Raw genomic sequence first — 17399 nt, 5'->3', positions numbered from 1 at the left:
GGCTTGAGCCGGGCGGCCGGTGGTCCCGCGCTCAGCCGGTCGGCGGGTCCGCCGATGGTAAGGGTGTCCGAGGATGTCGGGAGGTGGGCCGTGTCGCTCGACCACGTCGCGCCCGGCGTGCGGACGGGACCCGGCCGGCACCGGCGTCCCTGGCATCTGCCGGAGCTGGCCGACCGGCTGTCCCGCCGCGCGCTGGCCGTGGCCGCCGGGCTGTTCGCCGCCTGCGGTCCGGTGCACGCCCTCGGCCTGACCGATCTGGTGTTCTGGACCGTGCTGGCCGGGCTCGGGCTGGCCGCCGGTGCGGTGCCCCTGGGCCTGCTCGGCTTGCGGCACCGGGACATCGCCGATTGATGCGGGGCCCGCTGACCCGGGCGGCTCTGCTCGCCTCGCGGCCGTATCTGATCGTGCTGGTGCTCGACGTGCTGATCGTCAGCCGCTGGTTCCGGACCGGCACTTTCATCGCCGGCGGCGACATGGGTGCGTTCATCAGGCGCGGCTGGGCACCGGAGATGACCTGGTCCTGGAACCACCAGCTGACCGGCGCGGGGTCGGCCGGCTACACCATGGCGCGGGCCTTCGAGTTCCTGGTGATCTGGCTGTGCCGGCAGGTGGGGCTGACCGAGTACTCCGCCCAGTGGGTCTTCTACACCTGCATCTACGGGCTGGTCGGCTTCGGCGTGGCGTACCTGGCCGGCGCGTTCGTCCGCAGCGGCGCGGGCATCGTGGTGGCCGGGTCGTTCGGCATGCTCAACGGGTTCTTCCTGACCCGGCTGCCGAATCCGCTCAACGTGATCTCGGTGGGGTCGGTCGCGTTCGTCACCGGCGTCGCGATGCGGGTGGCCCAGGGTCGCCGGGTCCCGGCCCCGATCGCCGGGTTCGCGCTGATGCCGACCTCGTTCCTGAGCTTCAACCCGCCGATGCTGGTGGTCGCCTACGCCTGGGCGGTGGCCGGTACCCCCGTCCTGGCCGCGCTGCTGCTCGGCTGGCGTGCGGCGGCCCGGCTGATCAGGTGGTTCGTCGCCGCGGTGCCCTGGGTGATCGGCCTGAACGCGTGGTGGCTGGTCCCGCTGGCGCAGAGCTTCGTGGGCGGTGGCGGCGCCACCGCGAACGCCACCTTCACCGACCCGACCAACTGGTCCTGGTCCCAGGTGAACAATCTGCCGCCGAACATCCTCACGATGGTCGCGAACTGGGCCTGGTTCCGGCCGCAGTACCTGCCGTTCGCCGCCGACCTGGACCGGCCGTGGTGGATCTGGATCCGGTACCTGCTGCCCGCGCTGGTCTTCGCCGCCCCGCTACTGGCCCCCCGGAGGCTGCGCCGGGTCGCGCTCGGCCTGCTCACGGTGATCCTGGTCTTCGTCTTCCTGGCCAAGGGGCTGCGCCCGCCACTGGGCCGGGTCAACCTCATGCTGTATCTGCACGCACCCGGGTTCTGGCTGTTCCGCGAGCCGATGAGCAAGCTCGGGCAGCTGCTCGTGTCGTTCTTCGGGGTGATGCTCGCGATCGGGGTGGCCGGGATGCCCGACCTGGTCCGGCGGGTGGCGCCCCGGCTGCGGCCCTACGCCTACGCGGCCGCGGCCACCCCGGTGCTACTGGCGCTGGCCTACCCCTACCCGCTCTACACCGGTGGCGTGATGCCGGACGAGCGGCCCACCCAACCGTCGATGCACGTCCGGGTGGCGCAGCAGTGGTGGGACACCGCCGCGCACATCGACGCCGACCCGCGCCCCGGCAAGGTGCTGGTGCTGCCCCTCGACGACTACTACCAGATGCCCACGACCTGGGGCTTCTTCGGTGCGGACAGCATCGCGAACCTGCTGATCAAGCATCCGGTGGTGCAACCGAAACCGGACGGCTACTTCGGTGACGTGCCCGGCTTCGCCGCCGACCTGCGGCTGGTCGAGACGGCGCTGCTGGCCGGGGATCTCACCGCGGTGCCCAAGCTGCTGGACGCGATCGGCGCCAGCCGGGTGATCGTGCGTCACGACCTGGTTCGTGGCCTGCCCAACCGCTATTTCGCCGACGACCGGCTGCTGGCCGCGGCGATGGCCCGGGTGCCCGGCGCCACCCTCGATCGAGGGGGCCTGCTCGACGTGTTCCGGCTCGGCGACGGGGCCAGCCCGACGGTCCGTACCTACGATCGGGTCCTGGACGCCCCGGCCCGCCCGGACGCCGGCGCCGCGGTACTCGGCACGGTGGACACCCGGACCGCGATCGCGGCACGGCCGGACACCTCGGTGGCCCCGGCCAGCCCTCAGATCGACGACCGCCCGGCGGTCACCCCGGACGTGGTGCACTGGCCGGTCCCGGCGGTCGACGAGGGTTCCCCGGTGACCACCGTCGACGTGCCGGCGGGCCGGTACACGGTCGCCCAGCGGGCCCGGGCCGCCCCGGCGCTGGTGCCCCGCCTCGACGGTGGTGACCTGGTGCTGGCCGATCCGACCGTGGTGAAGGTGGACGGGCGTCCGGTCTCGCGCCGGCCGGAGTTGCGGGTGCCGGTGCCGGGCGGCCGTCGCGTCCTGGCGATCCGGGCGGGTGACCGGCGTACCGTCTCGGTGGACGTCGCGAAGCCGGCGGCGGTGCCGATCGGCGCGGCCACCGGCCTCACCCTGCTGGCCGCCGCGGCGACGCCGGCGAAGGTCAGCGGGTTCAGCCCGGTCTTCGACTGCAACAACTACGAGCCGCGGCCGTGGCGGGAGCTCGGCCTCTCCGCGAAGGTGACCGGCTCCGGGCCGGATCGGACGGTCACGCTCGCCGCCGCCGACCACGCCGCCTGCACCCGGATGATCGTCGACGACGCGTCGCCGGGCCGGATCTACCGGGTCCGTCTGGAATACCGGCGGGTGACCGGGTCCCGCCCGCAGATCTGCCTGTGGCAGTCGGGCGCCGCCGGCTGCGAGCTGTCCGCGCGGCCCGCGGCCGCCGACGGGTGGACCCCGTACGAAGGTGTGGTGACCATGGACGCCGGCGGTGAACTGCAGATCATCCTGCACGCCGACGCCAATCGCCGACTGGGCCCGAGGACGGTGACCCAGTACCGCGACGTGCAGGTGCAGGCCCTGGAGCAGGTGGGCAGCCAGGAGGTGTGGCCACCGTTGGTGCCGGAGACCAGCGTCGAGCTCACCGCGGGCCTGCACCAGCTGCGCGTCGACGGCGGGCAGGCGGGTTCGGTGCTGTCCCCGTTCGAGCCGCTGGAGGACTGCTACCGCTACGACGACCAGACCGCCGAGCAGGCCGGACTGGCCGCCGAGGCGCAGACCGGGGTGGACGGGGAGACCACGTACACCTTGAAGGCGGTCAGCCACCTGGCGTGCATCGGGGCGACCGCCGGAAGCCTCGGCGCCTCCGCCCTCTACGAGCTGTCCCTGCAGGCGCGCAGTGTCGCATTGCGCAACCCGAAGTTCTGCCTGTTCCTGCGCGGACCCGATCTATGCCGCAAGCTGCCGTCGGTGGCCGTCTACCAGGGCTGGACCCGTTACGAGACGTTCATCCCGCCGGACCCGGAGACCGTCGAGACCCGCCTGTATCTGTACGGGCTGCGCGACTTCGCGGGAAAGCAACAGTCCCAGGTCGAGTACACGAGCGTCCGGCTGCGTCCGGTGGCGTCGGCCTCGGCCGTCGTGCTGGTCCGGCAGACGGCCGCGACGCCCGCCTCGTCGGCGGACTGGGCGCGGCACGATCCGGCCCACTTCGCCGGCACACTCACCGCGTCCGGGCCGACCACGCTCGCCCTGGCCGAGAGCGCCGCGCCCGGCTGGGGACTGACCGGCATCCCGGGCGCGACGAAGGTGACCCTGCAGGGCTGGATGAGCGGCTGGCGACTGCCCGGCGGCGGCAAGTTCGCGCTGCGTTACGCCCCGGCCCGGATCGCCCGCTACGCCTTCTACCTGCTGCCGGTCACCGTCGTGGCGGCCGGGGCCTACATGTACGCGGTCCGTCTGCCCGCCGGCCGGCCCGGTGACTGGACGGTCCGGCACCGGCGACGGCGCCGATTCCCGTGGCGGCGCGGAAGCCGGCCGCGCCGATGACCGCCATCGTGCGCCGACTGCTCGGCGAGCACTCCCGGCGGCGAATGCGGTGGGCCCGGCGGCACACCGTGCTGTGCGCGGCCGGCTTGCTGGTGTTCGTCCTGGTGGCAGTGGCGTTGAGCGCACCGGCGAGCCTCCGCGTGATCATCGGGCCGGACACGGTGACCGTGGTGGCGGTCGGTGACATGGCCTGCGACCCGGCCGACCCGGACCTGGAACGGGCCACCCGCGAGCAGGGCGACCGGTGCCGTCAGCAGGCGGTCTCGGACATCGCCGTGGCGCTGCACCCGGACGCGCTGCTGGCCCTCGGCGACGTGCAGTACGAGGTGCCGACCGCCGAGGCGTTCCGCACCGTGTACGGCCCGAGTTTCGGGCGGCTGCGCGACCGGACCGTGCCGGTCTACGGCAACCAGGAGTACAAGGTGCAGAAGGCGTCGTCGTTCACCACGTACTTCGGCGACCGGATCCTCGACGAACGCGGCTACTGGTCACAGGAGCTCGGCCGCTGGCACCTCGTGGTTCTCAACTCCAACTGCTCCGCGGTGCCCGGCGGATGCGGCTCCGGGTCACCGCAGCAGGCATGGCTCGACGCCGACCTGGCCGCGAACAGCAGCCGCTGCGTTCTCGCCGCCTGGCACCATCCACGCTGGTCGACCGGCATCGCCGGACCCGACGACCGGACCGCGGAGCTGTACCGCACCCTGTACCGGCATCGGGTGGACCTGGTCGTCTCCGGGCACGAGGCCGACTACCAGCGCTTCGAGCCGCTGAACCCGGACGGGGTGGCACACCCCGACGGCGTACGGCAGTTCGTGGTGGGCACCGGTGGCCAGGCGCACTACCGCCCGGAGGGTACCGCCGCCATCGGTGCCCCGCCCGGCGCGTACGCGGACTACGACCACCACGGCGTGCTCGCGCTGACGTTGCGCCCCGCCTCGTACGACTGGGCGTTCCATCCGCTGGAGGCCGCCCAGGACACCGAGGACGAGGGCTCGGCGCGCTGCCACTGAGCGCCGGTCAGGCCGCCACCCGCATCGGGCCGCGGGGGCAGCGGGCGTACCGCTCGACGGCGGTCAGCAGCCCGGCGGCGACCTCGTCCCAGGAGTGCGCGCCGCCGTAGGGCAGCGGCTCCGGCGCACGGCGCACCCAGGCCGGCAGCGCCTGCGCCAGCCGCTCGGCCATCGCCTCCGGGCGGGGCGGCACCACGATCCCGCGCGCCGCCCGGGTGGAGTCGCGCAGACCCGGCACGTCGTACGCGATCGTGGGCGTGCCCAATGCCGCCGCCTCGGTGACCACCAGTCCCCAACCCTCCCGGACGCTGGCGGCCAGGTGCACGTGAGCCCGGGCCATCAGGTCGTGCTTGTCCTGCTCACTGACCCGGCCGAAGAACTCGACACCGTCCGGAGCCTCGCCGGACAGCCGTTCCAGCAGCGGGCCGCCGCCGAGCATCCACAGCCGCAAGCCGGGAACCGCGGTGCGGGCCAGCAGGACCGCCCGGATCACGTCCCGGGGTCGCTTGTAGTTCACCATCCGGCCGCAGAACACCGCGGTGGGCCGGTCCTCCTTGGCCGGGCGGGGCAGCGGGTCGGGCGGCTCGTAGCCCTCCGGCACCACGGTCACGTCGTGCGAACCGAACCGGGCCAGGGCCTCCCGGGTCGAGTCGGAGACGGCCAGGATCGGGCTGCCGCCCAGCCGCCGCAGCCAGTTCGGCTCCAGCCGGTACCGGCCCAGATGCGCCAGCAGCGGCGGGGCGTTGATGTGCCAGATCTCCTCGCAGGTCTGGTGGACCAGCGCGATCGTCCGCGCACCGTCGTCCACCCACTCGTGCGCCTGGAACGGCACGGTGTTGGTCTCGTCGACGACCACGTCGAACCGGCCCCGGCCGTGCCGCTGCCACCAGCGCCGCGCCTCCCGGTAGACGGTGAACCGGTTGCCGGCCCGGACGATCCGGTAGCCGTCGCGGATCTCGTCCGCCGGGCGCCCCGCCACCGCCGCGGCGAACAGCGTGACCTGGTGCCCGGCCGCTGCCCAGCGGCGCAGTACCTGCTCGGTGTACACCTCGGCGCCACCGGAGGCGGGGTGGCTCAGATCACGCCAGTTCAGGACCAGGATGCGCATGACCGGGGAGATCGGCCGGGACAGCGCCGGGTTGAGAACGCCGGGATATGACCTCGCCGACCCGGCGGATTGCTGATACTGGCAGAAATGACCGAGCCATGGCGGAACCGGGCAGCTCGCCCCCGGCCGCCCGCCGCGCGACACCGGCGACCCGTCTCGGCCACCCGGCTGACCGTGGAGTCCACGCTCGTCGGCCTGGTCATCGGGTTGCTGGTCGTGGCGCCGTGGACCCGCTCGGGCTATCTGCTGCTGCTCGACTGGGTGGCCGGTCCGCACACCGCGCTGACCCCCGGGCTCTACGGACTCGACCCGGCGGCACTCGACGCCCTGCCGTACCGGTTGGTCACGCATGCCCTGCGTACCGTCACCGGGGCGGGCGCGACCAGCTGGCTGATGATCCTGGCGTACTTCCCGGTCGCCGCGGGCGGGGTGTCCGCCATCGCCGGTGGGAGCCGGTGGCGACGGCATCCGGCGGCGGTGTTCGCCTGTGTCAACCCGTTCGTCGTCGAGCGGCTGCACGCCGGGCACGTGCCGTTCCTGCTCTCGGTGGCCCTGGTGTGCCCGATGACCGCGTCGGCGCTGCACGCCCGCCGGCGCGGCGGCTGGTTCGCCGCCCGGCCGGCCGGCTGGTACGCCCTGGCCATCTCGGTCGGCGCGCACGCCGCCTGGCTGGGCGCAACGGTGCTGCTCGCCGTCGCGCTGCTGCCCCGGCCCGGCCGCCGGCACGTGGTCCGGACCGTCGTCGTCGTCGCCTCCGCCGGCTGCGTCTACGCCTACGCCGCGGCGGTCATCGCCACCGCGATCCTCACGGTCCGCGTCAGCGACGAAGATCTTGAGGTGTACGCGACGTACGCCGGCAACTCGGGTTTGATCGCGACCGTCGCCACCCTCCGCGGCTTCTGGCGTGGCGCCTCGGACAGCAGCCCGCAGCTCGCTCTGGGCGTGGTGCCCGGCGCGATACTGGTGGCCGCCGCCGTCGCCGGGCTGATCCGGCTTTGCCGGCGTGACCCGGGCACGGGGGCGCCGCTGGTCGCCGTCACCGTAACCGGGTTGCTGCTCGGCGCGGGCATCACCGGGCCGCTCGGCTCGGCGTACCGGATCGCTTTCGACACGCTGCCGCTCTTCCACGCCATGCGGGAGCAGCAGAAGTGGTCAGCGCTCGCGATGATCGGCTACGCGGTGGGATTCGGCGTGTCCGCGGAAGCGGTGGCCGTGCACTGCCGGGCCGGGCGCCCGGTGACACTGCGGGCGGTCGCGGCCGGGGCGGCGCTCGCCCTGGCCGGGATGACCGCCACGGTGGGCGGATCGCTGCTCTGGGGCCTCGGCGGCAGCGTTCGGGTCAGTCACTATCCGCAGGCCTGGTACACCGCCGACCGGATCATGGGAGACGGCGACGAGTCGATGCTGTTCCTGCCCTGGCACCAGTACCAGCCCTTCTCCTTCACCGAGGCGCGCAGCGTGGCGACGCCGGCTGGAGCCTTCTTCCGGCGACCGGTGCTCAGCAGCGATGCCGTCGAGTTGGGACCGGTGCGGAGCAACTCGTCGTCGTATCGGATGGCGTACCTGGATCGGTTGATCGCGGCCGGCGGCGGAGGGCATTTCGGGCACCTGATCGCCCCGCTGGGCGTCCGGTACGTCGCGCTGGCCCACGACCGGGAAAGCGGCACGTACGCGTGGCTCGACAGACAGACGGATCTGGAGCCGGTGCTGCGGACCGCCTCCCTCGACCTGTACCGGGTGACGGTCAGCGGGACCGGCCGGGTGGTGAGCGCCCGGGACGGCGACTACGCCGCGCTGCTCGCCTGGGCCGGGCAGGGGCGGCTCGGGACGGAGGCGGTGATCTCCGGGGCCGGCGGCGGAACCGTGCCGTCCGCGGCATCGGGTGGCCTGCGGCGCATCGGCTCGACCCGCTGGCGGGTGGCTGCGGGTGAGGCCGGCTGGGTGGTGCTGCCCGAGGAGTGGTCGGCGGGCTGGACGGCGGGGGATCAGGTCACCCGGCGCACCGTCGCGGGGACGGTCGCGGTCCATGCCGGTTCGGGGGCCTTCACGGTGCGTTACGCGCCGTGGAAGTGGTTACGGCTGGGTCTGGCAGGGTCGTTGCTGACGCTGCTGGCGCTGCTCGCCGCCGGTCTGGTGGAGCATCGGCGCGAGCTGTCGCCGCGGTTCAGACGGCGGCCTGGCGGTAGTGGCCGCCGAGGTGCCGGCCCAGGATCGTGACGGTGTCGCGCAGCGTGCGCACGATGGTCTTGCTGGTGACCGTGCTGCCGTTGGCGGCGGTGTTGAGCGCGACCGGCGCGGCGTGCAGGTTGCGGATGCCGGCCGCCTTGGCCGCGACGAAGAACTCCAGGTCGAAGGCGAAGCGCTGCTCGCGCAGGTGCGGAAGCAGCTGGGCGAGGGCGTCCCGGCGGATGATCTTGCAGCCGGTCTGGGTGTCCTTGACCTGCAGCAGGAAGAGCAGGGTGACCAGGGTCGAGTAGACCATCGAGATCAGCTTGCGGGCCTTGGAGGCGCCGCTGACCGAGTGGGCGTGCCGCTTGTCGGCGTAGACGGCCGCGTGGTCGCCGCCGCGGGCCAGCTCCAGGTAGGTGGCCAGGTGCGCCGGGTCGATGTCGCCGTCGGCGTCGATGAAGCCGACCCAGGCGCCCTGAGCGGCGGCGAAGCCCTGGTGCAGCGCGTTGCCCTTGCCGGAGTTGAGCCGGTTGTCGATCAGCCGGACCTGCGGCAGGTACGGCACGTGCAGCTGCGAGCCGTCGGTGCTGCCGTCGTTCACCGCGATGATCTCGTGCCCGATGCCGGCGGCGGCCAGCGTCGCGCTGATCGCGTGAATGGTCTGGCCGACGACCGGGCCGCAGTTGTAGAACGGCACGACCACGGTCAGCTCGACACCGGTGGTGGCCGGGGCCCAGAGGGTGGGGCCGGTCACCGGAGCGGCGACGGCCGGGGTGGCGGTGGGGACGAGGCGCTCGAGCGTGGCGGTTGCGTTCATGTCCACTACGGTCGAGCCGTAACCTCAAGCTGGGCTCTGGTCGGATTCAGCCCTCCGGCAAGCTTGCCGATCCGCCGTCGGGCCCGCGCCGCGACCGGGCGATGATCGTGACGTACCGCGCCGCGATCCGAGACGACCGGGATGACGTGCCGAAATCGCCGTTCACAAGGGCACGACGGCGCGGCGGGCCACCCCGGGCGCATCGCGTTCCCGCGCCCAGGCGGGCTCCGGGTGGCCGGCCCGCTCGGCGGCCGCCGATCGCAGTGTCCCGGTCACCTCGTGGTCGCCGGGTGGCCGGAAGTCGTCGTAGTGGTCGGCGGTCTCCTCCCCGGCCGGCAAACTGTGCAGGAAGACCACCTCGTCGGCGACCTCCGCCAGATCCTCCACCACGGCCGGCGCCGCGACCGGCGACGCCAGGATCACCTCGCCGGCGCCCAGAGCCCGAGCCACCTCGCAGGCGGCCCGAGCGGTCGTGCCAGTGGCGGCACCGTCGTCGACCAGCACTACCCTCCGCCCGCACAAGACGACCGGCGGCAGGTCGCCCCGCAGCGAATGCACCGCTCGTTCCAACTCGGTCCAGAGGTGTGTCCGGCCCACGGCGAGCGCGCGTGGACCGAGCCGGTGACGGCCGGCCACGTGGGGGTCGACGACGGCCGCGCTGTTCTCGCCGACAGCACCCATGGCCAGTTCCGCCTCCTGCGGCGCCCCGACCGTGCGGACCACGATCACGTCGAGCACGGCGTCCAGCGCCCGGGACACCTCACGGGCGACCATGATCCCGCCCGGGGACAGACCGAGGACCACGACGCCGGTCCCGCGCCGGTCGGCGAGCGCCCGGCCCAGCCGGCGCCCGGCCTCCACCCGATCGTGAAACATCACGTCACCTCCGGTGCTCCCTCCACGATGACGGCGAGCAGAGGGCCGCCGCACGGGCCGAACGGCCCGGTTCCCACGACCCGCGGCACGCGAGACGGCCCGCGTTGTCACGACCGTTCGGCTGGTCCCCGCCGCAGGGCCGGAGGCCCCTACCCGATACACCCACCGCTGCATACGGTGGAGGGGTATCAGGAGGTGGTCGGCATGCGACGACTACTCGTGCTGGGTGCCGGAACCGCCGGCGTCATGGTGGCCAACAAGCTGCGACGGCGCCTGCACCGGGCCCACTGGCGGATCACCGTCGTCGAATCCGGCGAACGGCACTTCTACCAGCCGGGTTTCCTCCTGGTGCCGTTCCGGCGATACGCTCCGAAGCTGGTCTCCAAGCCCACGGAGCGGCTGCTCGCCGACGGCGTGGAGCTGATCCGCGGGGAGGTCTGGCGAGTCGACGCCGTGGCCGGCCGGGTCGCGCTGGCCGACGGTTGCCAACTCCCCTACGACTACCTGGTGATCGCCACCGGGGTGAGCCCGCGCCCGGATCAGACGCCCGGCATGCTCGACGGCGGGCAGTGGCGCGACAGCATCTTCGACTTCTACACCTATGACGGCGCGGTCGCGCTGGCCCCGGCCCTGGAGCGGCTCACCGCCGGCCGGCTGGTCGTGCACATCACCGACATGCCGATCAAGTGCCCGGTCGCGCCGCTGGAATTCACCTTCCTGGCCGACGACTATCTGCGACAGCGCGGCCTGCGGGATCGTGTCGACCTGACGTACGTGACCCCGCTGCCCGGCGCGTTCACCAAGCCCATCGCGGCCGCGCGGCTCGGGACGATGCTCGACGAGCGCAAGGTCGCGGTGGAGCCGGACTTCCTGGTCGAGCGGATCGACGGACGCAAGCTGGTCTCCTACGACGAGCGGGAGGTCCCGTTCGACCTGCTGGTGACCGTGCCCCTGAACATGGGTGCGGACTACGTGGCCCGGTCCGGGCTGGGCGACGAGCTCAACCTGGTACCGGTGGATCGGCACACCATGCTGGCGAAGGCGTACGACAACGTCTTCGCGCTGGGCGACGCCAACGACATCCCGGCCTCCAAGGCGGGCTCGGTGGCGCACTTCGCGGCCGAGGTCTTCACCGGCAACTTCGTCGAGCACGCGGCCGGCCGCCCGATGACCGGCAGCTTCGACGGGCACGCCAACTGTTTCGTCGAATCCGGCCACGGCAAAGGCCTCCTGATCGACTTCAACTACGACACCGAGCCGCTGCCGGGCCGTTATCCGGTGCCCGGCCTCGGCCCCTTCCGGCTGCTGGACGAGTCCGTCGTCAACCACTGGGGCAAGCTCGCGTTCCGGTGGATGTACTGGCATCTGCTGCTGCCCGGCCGCCCGCTCCCGTTGCCGGCCCGCATGTCGATGGCCGGCAAGCACCCGCCCGAGCCCGAGGAGTAACCCCACCATGCCTGTCACCAGCATCGACGGCCGCGACATCCACGTCGACGACGAAGGGTTCCTCACCGCGTACGGCGAATGGGACGCCGACCTCGCCGGGCGCCTCGCCGAGCGCATCGGCATCGACCTCACCGACACGCATTGGAAGGCCCTGACGTTCCTGCGTGAGGACTATGCCGTACGCGGCGAAACCGCCACGCTGCGGCGGGTGTCGGCCGGGGCCGGCATCCCGATCAAGGAACTGTTCGCCCTGTTCCCCACGAAGCCGGCGAAGAAGATGGCCTACCTCGCCGGACTGCCCAAGCCGCACGGCTGCGTCTGACCGCACCCGGCGGCCTCGCCCCAGCAACTCTGTCCGGGAAGGGACTGCACGATGACCACGGAGACTGAGCCGGCCCGCGTGCCGGACTTCGGCGACGACGCCGCCACCGGCCGCACCCTCGCCATCATCTGCTCCAAGGGCGGTCTGGACATGGCGTACCCCGCGCTGATCCTGGCCAATGCGGCACTCGGCGAGGGCGTGCAGACGCACCTGTTCTTCACGTTCTGGGGATTCGACATGATCACCAAGTCACGCATGGCGGACCTCAAGTTCACCGTGCTCGGCAACACCGCCACCCACCTGCCGCAGGGCCTGGGCGGGCTGCCCGGGATGACAGCGATGTCCACCCACCGGATGCGGGAGCAGATCGCCGGGGCCGGGGTGCCCGAGGTGCCGGACTTCCTCGACCAGATCGTCGCCTCCGGCGGCCACCTGTGGGCCTGCCGGTTGTCGGCCGACATGATGCAGCTCAGCCGCGAGGACCTCTACGACGGGGTGGAGGACATCATCAACGCGGCCGACTTCATCGAGAAGACCGCCGGCGCGCAACTGCTCTTCATCTAGATCCCGGCGGGGCGACGGGCGCGCCGATGGTGGCGAGCCATCCGGCCACGGCGGGATCGTCGGCGCGGTCCGCACACGCACCCACATGCCCGTCCGGGCGCACCACCGTGACGCCGTGCCCCGGGGCGTTTCCGAGCCGGTGCACATGCACGGTTTCGCCGTCCCCGGCGATGCCCGGCGCCCCTCGATCGAGCAGCAGATGCACGCCCGGCCGAGCGATCAGCTCGTGCAGGCGAACAGGGCGCCGGCCGGCCTCCACCGGCAGGTCCGGCAGCCGATCACCGGGCGACCACGGCCCAGCGCGGCGCGGCGCGGCGCGGGACAGTGCGCTGTCCCGGTAGCTCGCATCGAGCTGGCCCAGCAGACGGACGGCCTCGCCGACGAGCCGGCGGCGGCGCAGCACGGCCGGCAGGACCGGTGCGGCGAGCGGCAGCAGGACGCCCCGGGCGAACTCGGCGACCGGTTCGAGCCCGGACTCGGCGTGGAAGATCAGGTTGGTCAGGCGCAACGATCGAAGCGCGGCCGGGCGCCGCTCCGCCTGGTAGGAGTCGAGCAGCCGGGCCGGATGGCTGCTCCGCCCGGCCAGTGCGAGCTTCCACCCGAGGTTGACCGCGTCCTGGAGCCCGACGTTCATACCGAGACCACCGGCTGGGGAGTGCACGTGCGCCGCGTCGCCGGCCAGCAGGAGCCGCCCGTCGCGGTAGCGGTCGGCCACGCCGTACCGCAGGCGCAGACGGGTGGACCAGGCCACCGCTGCCGGCCGGGCCACGACTCCGGACCGCTCCAGGGCAGACTGCAACTCGCCGGGCGTCGGGTCCGGGTCCGGATGAGCGCTACCGGCGGCCGGTCCCCCGGCGGGCTGGGTGACCAGCAGCCGCCAGTGCGCGCCCTCTCCGAGCGGGAACAGGAAGCAGAGCCCGTGCCGACCGGCGTACACATGCAGCAGCTCGGGTGGCAGGTCGCCGGTCAGGGCGAGGTCGGCGAGCAGGATCTCCTGCCGGTAGCCGGCCTCCCGGCGACGGATCCCGGCGATCCCGCGCACGGTGCTGTCCGTTCCGTCGCAGCCGGCGACCCAGCGGCATCGCACCCGCTCATCGCGGCCCGAGGTGTGCAGCACCGCCTCCCCCGACACACTGTCCAGCCCGGGGTGATACCCGGTCAGTTCCGTACCGCGCTCGACCGTCACGCCGCGCTCGGCCAGGGCGCCGGACAGAACGGCCTCGACGTCGGCCTGCCGGACCAGGGTCAGGTACGGGTAGGGCGTACCGCGGATCCCGAGATCCTCGAGGGAGGCGAGCACTACGCCTCGCCCGGTGTGCAGCACGGCTCGCGGGGCGGCGCCCGCCCGGTCGAGCAGCGACTCGACGACACCCAGCGGCCTCAACGCCTCCAGCGTGCGCGGGTGCACGATCAGCGCGCGGGACGGCCGGAACGCCCGCGGCCGTCGCTCCACCACCCGCACCCGGGCCCCGAGTGCATGCGCCTGCAGGGCCACGGTCAGCCCGACCGGGCCGGCCCCGGCGACCAGGACGTCCACCGGCGGGCCGCTCATCGCACGCCGACCGGGCACCACCAGGCCGCACCGGCGTCGCCGGTCGCCGCCCGCCACCTCTCGGAACGCTCGGCGGCGTCGGCCCGGGTCATCCCCGGCACCACCCGGTAGTCGATCGAAGCCCGGTGGCTGACCAGGGCCAGCACCCACCACAGGGCACGGGCGTACGCGGCCGCCCGGTCGGGGCCGTCCCATTCGTACAGGCCGCGGTAGACGCCGTGATCGTCGTGCGCCAGCCACAGCTTGGACGCGAAGCCGGGGAATCCGACGAACAGGGGCGTGTTGAGGATGCTCTCGGCCCGGAACAGGGCGTGACCCCGGCCGCGGACCCCGCGCAGCCGGAACTCGACCACGAGAACGCAGGGCTGCGCCGGGGCCGGCCGGTCCACAACGGTGTCCCGGTAGACCCGGGCGATGGTGCCGTCCCCGAACGACACCATCCGGCCAACGTGGGTCCGAGGTAGGTGTACCCGGCGGCGGGCCAGCAAGCGGGCGGTGACACCGGCGCAGCGCGCAACGGCGGCTGCGGCGACGGGCAGCGGCAACGGCGGAGCGTGCACGACGGCCTCCTTCGCGGGTGCGCGTACGTGCCCCCATCCTCCCGTGGCCCGGTGCGGCGGCGGCAGGGCCGAAGGACCACATCAGGCGCCGGACCGCCGTACGGGCCGAAGGTTCTGATCCTGAGCCGGTTCTGCCGGGTCGAGGGCGAACCGTTCGATCGGTTCGCCACGAGGCAAGATCGGTGCCGGGCCCGGTCCGGGCCTGCAGGTGCCGGATCTCGGCACCGGTCAGCCGTGGCCACAGCGCCACGTCGGCCGGCACGTAGGCCGGCACGTAGGCCGGTCGGCGGTGGGCGCGGGCGAAGTCGGCGGGCTCGACGCCGAACGCCTCGGCCCGGTCGGCGGCGGGCCGCGCCCGGCCGCGCGGCAGCCGGGAGGTGGTGGACTTGCCGGCGCCGTCGGGGCCGGGGAAGCCGAACACCTCACGTTTTTCGGCGGGCCGATCGAGGAGGAAGCATGCCGACCGATTGTGTGAAAAGGGTCAGGTCGCGCGGGCCGGTGCCGATCGGTGGGTTACGCACCCGCGGACACCGGAAGGCCCATGTTCCTGAGCTCCCCGTGGATCCGATACGTCACCATCGCGGTGACGATTGCCGTCGCGTACGTCGTAGCGACGGTCACCGGCGCCCCCGAAGCCGTGACCACGAGCTTGTCCGCGGTGTCGGTCGCGGCCGGCCTCACCGCCGCGATCCTGGGTATCCGCCTGTACCGGCCGCGCACGCTGTGGCCGTGGCTGCTGGCCGCCTCCCTGCTGCTGGCAGCGGTCGGCACCCTGCTCCCACCCGGCGTGCTCAACGGTGACGCCCCGAGCGCGGCCGACGCGTGCTTCCTCAGCGTGACCACCGGCGGAGCCGTGACCCTGCTGCTCATCCTGCGCAAACGCAACCCGGGACGGGACCTGGCGGGCCTGCTCGACGCGGCGATCATCACGGTCTCGGCCGGCCTGTTCTGGTGGATCTTCCTGATCGACCCGATCGTCGGCGGCACCGACGTCGAGCTGACCACCCGGCTGGTCGCGGCCGCCTACCCGCTGGGTGATCTGATGCTGGCCGCGCTCGGCGCCCGCCTGCTGCTGGACACCGGCCGCAAGTCCGTCGCCGTCTACAGCATCACCGGTTACCTCGGGCTGACCGTCGTCCCGGACACCATCAGCACGCTCGGCACGCTGTCCGGCAGCACGCGCGGGCACGCGCTGGCCGCCGTGCTGTGGGTCGTCTCGCCGCTGGTGCTCGGCCTGAGTTGCATGCACCCGTCGATGCGGGACCTGGACGCGCCGAGTGCGGTGCCCACCCCGGACATGGGCCCGCTGCGGCTCACCACGCTCGCGCTCGCCTCACTGCTCGCACCGGCGACGCTGCTGGTGCAGTTCCTGCGAGGCGCGCCGCTGCACGTGCCGCTGATCTGCGCCACCTGCGGCGTGTTGTTCCTGCTGGTCATCGGGCGGCTGGCCGGGCTGGTCGGGGACATGCGGCGGATGGCGACGACCGACGGGCTGACCGGGTTGCGGACCAGGCGGCACTTCCAGGAGGCCCTCGCCCACGCCGGGCACCGCGACCACGCGGTGATCCTGTTCGACATCGACCACTTCAAGCGGGTCAACGACACGTACGGGCATGACGGCGGCGACCGGGTGCTGCGCGAGGTCGGCGCCCGGCTCGGCGACGCGGTCCGGGCGCAGGACGTGATCGCCCGCTACGGTGGCGAGGAGTTCGCGGTCCTGCTGCCGCACACCTCGCCCGCGGAGGCGCACCTGGTCGCCGCCCGCATCCACGCCGCGGTCCGGGCCACGCCGATCCCGGTCACCGCGACCGAGTCGATCACGGTGACGGTGTCGGTCGGGGTGGCGTGCACCCCGACCGACGTGACCGATTCTGCCGGGCTTCCGTTGCTCGCCGACCAGCTGCTCTACCAGGCCAAGGAGTCCGGGCGGGACCAGGTCGCGGTGGCCGCCTGATCAGAGACCGGACGGGCCGGCCCCGGCCAGGGAACCGCTGAACGGATGTTCGGGCCGGTGGAGGTAGCAGCGGACGCGGCGCTCACCCGCCTCCCATTCACGGTCCGACGGAGTGAACCAGATCGCGTTGACGCCGTACTTCTCCTCGTCGTCGACCGGCACCTTGAGGTAGGCCGCGATGAGGTCGAAGCAGGCGTCCGCGATCTGATCGTCGTCACGCGGCGCAGTCTTCGCCTTGCTGGTGGACTTGACCAATCCGACCAGTTCGACCGTGTGTCGAGTCGAGCATGACCTGGCCGTCCAGTCCGTGACGTGGCCGGCCTTGTCCTGCGTGGCGACGGCGCAGGGCATCCGGACGCCGGCAGCCGGATTGGCGTAGGCGTTCTTGACGCTCCCGGTGACGAACTCCTTGGCTGTCGACCCGTTCCAGGCGAAAGACTCCTTGGACACGTCGCAGGAGTACCACCGGGAGCCCGCTCGCCAGGCCGCGTCGCTCGGGTAGCCCACCTCGATCTTGACCAGCAGGCCGGGGTGGGCGCCACCGACGTATGCGTCGACTTTCGTCCGGCACTCGCGGTAGGCCGTCGCTCTCCGCTCCGAGCCCTCCAGCGGCGGAATGTCGAGCTGGTACGTGATCGGCCCGACATAGGCCACCTCGAACTGGTGCTCGGTGTCGCACGGCACGCTGTCCTTCGCGTCGCGCTGGTCCTCGAAGTTGAAGCAGGTGCCGACGGCCGGCGTGTACGGCGCCGGGGCGGACGGCGACGGTGACGCGGCCGCTTGCGGCTGCTTGCTGTCGCAGCCAGTCACGAGCAGCAGCAACGCTGCCGCGGCGACCGCGGCCGAGCGGATGGACGGCATGTTCCGGGGCCCCGTATCTCAAGATCGAACGATGACGTGAAGAGATATCAGAAGGGAACAGCCCGGCGCGACCCCGCAGAACTTTCCCTCTGAGAAAATCTGCCCTTTGCGCAACGGAAGCCGCGCCATGAG

Annotated in this window: 14 protein-coding genes; 8 read left to right on the top strand and 6 right to left on the bottom strand. The window is 72.7% G+C overall.

Features of this window, described 5'->3' with window-relative positions; genetic code table 11:
• Positions 1-90: 90 nt before the first annotated feature.
• The 3 genes from ACH442_RS19755 to ACH442_RS19745 are packed head-to-tail and all read left to right on the top strand — an operon-like array spanning position 91 to position 5038.
• Positions 91-351 carry a hypothetical protein gene (locus ACH442_RS19755; protein ID WP_396339496.1) on the top strand — a complete coding sequence of 87 codons (261 nt, stop codon included), beginning with the start codon at positions 91-93 and terminating at the stop codon, positions 349-351.
• Positions 351-4028, top strand: a complete 3678-nt coding sequence (locus ACH442_RS19750; RefSeq protein ID WP_396339495.1) for a hypothetical protein — start codon at positions 351-353, stop codon at positions 4026-4028. Before ACH442_RS19755 ends, ACH442_RS19750 begins: the two co-directional genes overlap by 1 nt.
• Positions 4025-5038, top strand: coding sequence for a metallophosphoesterase family protein (locus ACH442_RS19745; RefSeq protein ID WP_396339494.1), 1014 nt, complete (start codon positions 4025-4027; stop codon positions 5036-5038). The genes ACH442_RS19750 and ACH442_RS19745 overlap by 4 nt, the downstream gene beginning before the upstream one ends.
• 7 nt (positions 5039-5045) lie before the next feature.
• On the opposite strand, the gene ACH442_RS19740 is transcribed toward ACH442_RS19745, so the two are convergent.
• Positions 5046-6146 (bottom strand): glycosyltransferase family 4 protein, encoded by a 1101-nt coding sequence (locus ACH442_RS19740; protein ID WP_396339493.1) that lies wholly within the window; start codon positions 6144-6146, stop codon positions 5046-5048.
• A gap of 87 nt (positions 6147-6233) precedes the next feature.
• Here ACH442_RS19740 and ACH442_RS19735 point away from each other — a divergent pair, with 87 nt between their 5' ends.
• Positions 6234-8363 carry a hypothetical protein gene (locus ACH442_RS19735; protein ID WP_396339492.1) on the top strand — a complete coding sequence of 710 codons (2130 nt, stop codon included), beginning with the start codon at positions 6234-6236 and terminating at the stop codon, positions 8361-8363.
• On the opposite strand, the gene ACH442_RS19730 is transcribed toward ACH442_RS19735, so the two are convergent.
• On the bottom strand, positions 8311-9132 hold the full coding sequence (locus tag ACH442_RS19730) for a glycosyltransferase family 2 protein (protein ID WP_396339491.1): 822 nt from the start codon (positions 9130-9132) through the stop codon (positions 8311-8313). The genes ACH442_RS19735 and ACH442_RS19730 overlap by 53 nt on opposite strands.
• Before the next feature lie 162 nt (positions 9133-9294).
• Positions 9295-10008 (bottom strand): phosphoribosyltransferase, encoded by a 714-nt coding sequence (locus ACH442_RS19725; RefSeq protein WP_396339490.1) that lies wholly within the window; start codon positions 10006-10008, stop codon positions 9295-9297.
• 204 nt (positions 10009-10212) lie between these two features.
• Here ACH442_RS19725 and ACH442_RS19720 point away from each other — a divergent pair, with 204 nt between their 5' ends.
• The 3 genes from ACH442_RS19720 to ACH442_RS19710 are packed head-to-tail and all read left to right on the top strand — an operon-like array spanning position 10213 to position 12340.
• Entirely contained in the window at positions 10213-11454 is a 1242-nt protein-coding gene (locus tag ACH442_RS19720; protein ID WP_396339489.1) for an NAD(P)/FAD-dependent oxidoreductase, read from the top strand.
• A 7-nt stretch (positions 11455-11461) separates the two neighbouring features.
• On the top strand, positions 11462-11776 hold the full coding sequence (locus ACH442_RS19715) for a TusE/DsrC/DsvC family sulfur relay protein (RefSeq protein ID WP_396339488.1): 315 nt from the start codon (positions 11462-11464) through the stop codon (positions 11774-11776).
• 51 nt (positions 11777-11827) lie between these two features.
• Positions 11828-12340 (top strand): DsrE/DsrF/DrsH-like family protein, encoded by a 513-nt coding sequence (locus ACH442_RS19710; protein WP_396339487.1) that lies wholly within the window; start codon positions 11828-11830, stop codon positions 12338-12340.
• Here the strand turns inward: ACH442_RS19710 and ACH442_RS19705 are convergent.
• Together ACH442_RS19705 and ACH442_RS19700 are read right to left on the bottom strand one after the other, a co-directional pair.
• Entirely contained in the window at positions 12333-13892 is a 1560-nt protein-coding gene (locus ACH442_RS19705) for an FAD-dependent monooxygenase (RefSeq protein WP_396339486.1), read from the bottom strand. The genes ACH442_RS19710 and ACH442_RS19705 overlap by 8 nt on opposite strands.
• The gene (locus ACH442_RS19700; protein ID WP_396339485.1) at positions 13889-14332 is read right to left on the bottom strand and encodes a hypothetical protein; all 444 of its coding nucleotides are present in this window, start codon (positions 14330-14332) and stop codon (positions 13889-13891) included. Before ACH442_RS19700 ends, ACH442_RS19705 begins: the two co-directional genes overlap by 4 nt.
• Before the next feature lie 661 nt (positions 14333-14993).
• Between ACH442_RS19700 and ACH442_RS19695 the strand changes: the two genes are divergently transcribed.
• Positions 14994-16406 (top strand): GGDEF domain-containing protein, encoded by a 1413-nt coding sequence (locus ACH442_RS19695; protein WP_396339484.1) that lies wholly within the window; start codon positions 14994-14996, stop codon positions 16404-16406.
• Here the strand turns inward: ACH442_RS19695 and ACH442_RS19690 are convergent, their stop codons facing one another.
• Positions 16407-17267 (bottom strand): septum formation family protein, encoded by an 861-nt coding sequence (locus tag ACH442_RS19690; protein WP_396339483.1) that lies wholly within the window; start codon positions 17265-17267, stop codon positions 16407-16409. It abuts the gene before it with no gap.
• Positions 17268-17399: the final 132 nt, after the last annotated feature.

Source organism: Actinoplanes sp. NPDC020271, assembly GCF_044388125.1.
Classification (GTDB): Bacteria; Actinomycetota; Actinomycetes; order Mycobacteriales; family Micromonosporaceae; genus Actinoplanes.
The sequence above is the reverse complement of the archived record's forward strand: the minus strand, read 5'-3'. Positions and strand labels throughout refer to the sequence as shown.

Excerpts from the sequence above, each read along its gene's own strand:
- ACH442_RS19705 (WP_396339486.1), bottom strand. The coding sequence starts at position 13,892 with ATGAGCGGCCCGCCGGTGGACGTCCTGGTCGCCGGGGCCGGCCCGGTC.
- ACH442_RS19700 (WP_396339485.1), bottom strand. The coding sequence starts at position 14,332 with ATGGTGTCGTTCGGGGACGGCACCATCGCCCGGGTCTACCGGGACACC.
- ACH442_RS19745 (WP_396339494.1), top strand. The coding sequence starts at position 4,025 with ATGACCGCCATCGTGCGCCGACTGCTCGGCGAGCACTCCCGGCGGCGA.
- ACH442_RS19710 (WP_396339487.1), top strand. The coding sequence starts at position 11,828 with ATGACCACGGAGACTGAGCCGGCCCGCGTGCCGGACTTCGGCGACGAC.
- ACH442_RS19750 (WP_396339495.1), top strand. The coding sequence starts at position 351 with ATGCGGGGCCCGCTGACCCGGGCGGCTCTGCTCGCCTCGCGGCCGTAT.
- ACH442_RS19740 (WP_396339493.1), bottom strand. The coding sequence starts at position 6,146 with ATGCGCATCCTGGTCCTGAACTGGCGTGATCTGAGCCACCCCGCCTCC.
- ACH442_RS19690 (WP_396339483.1), bottom strand. The coding sequence starts at position 17,267 with ATGCCGTCCATCCGCTCGGCCGCGGTCGCCGCGGCAGCGTTGCTGCTG.
- ACH442_RS19735 (WP_396339492.1), top strand. The coding sequence starts at position 6,234 with ATGACCGAGCCATGGCGGAACCGGGCAGCTCGCCCCCGGCCGCCCGCC.
- ACH442_RS19720 (WP_396339489.1), top strand. The coding sequence starts at position 10,213 with ATGCGACGACTACTCGTGCTGGGTGCCGGAACCGCCGGCGTCATGGTG.
- ACH442_RS19725 (WP_396339490.1), bottom strand. The coding sequence starts at position 10,008 with ATGTTTCACGATCGGGTGGAGGCCGGGCGCCGGCTGGGCCGGGCGCTC.
- ACH442_RS19730 (WP_396339491.1), bottom strand. The coding sequence starts at position 9,132 with ATGAACGCAACCGCCACGCTCGAGCGCCTCGTCCCCACCGCCACCCCG.
- ACH442_RS19695 (WP_396339484.1), top strand. The coding sequence starts at position 14,994 with ATGTTCCTGAGCTCCCCGTGGATCCGATACGTCACCATCGCGGTGACG.
- ACH442_RS19715 (WP_396339488.1), top strand. The coding sequence starts at position 11,462 with ATGCCTGTCACCAGCATCGACGGCCGCGACATCCACGTCGACGACGAA.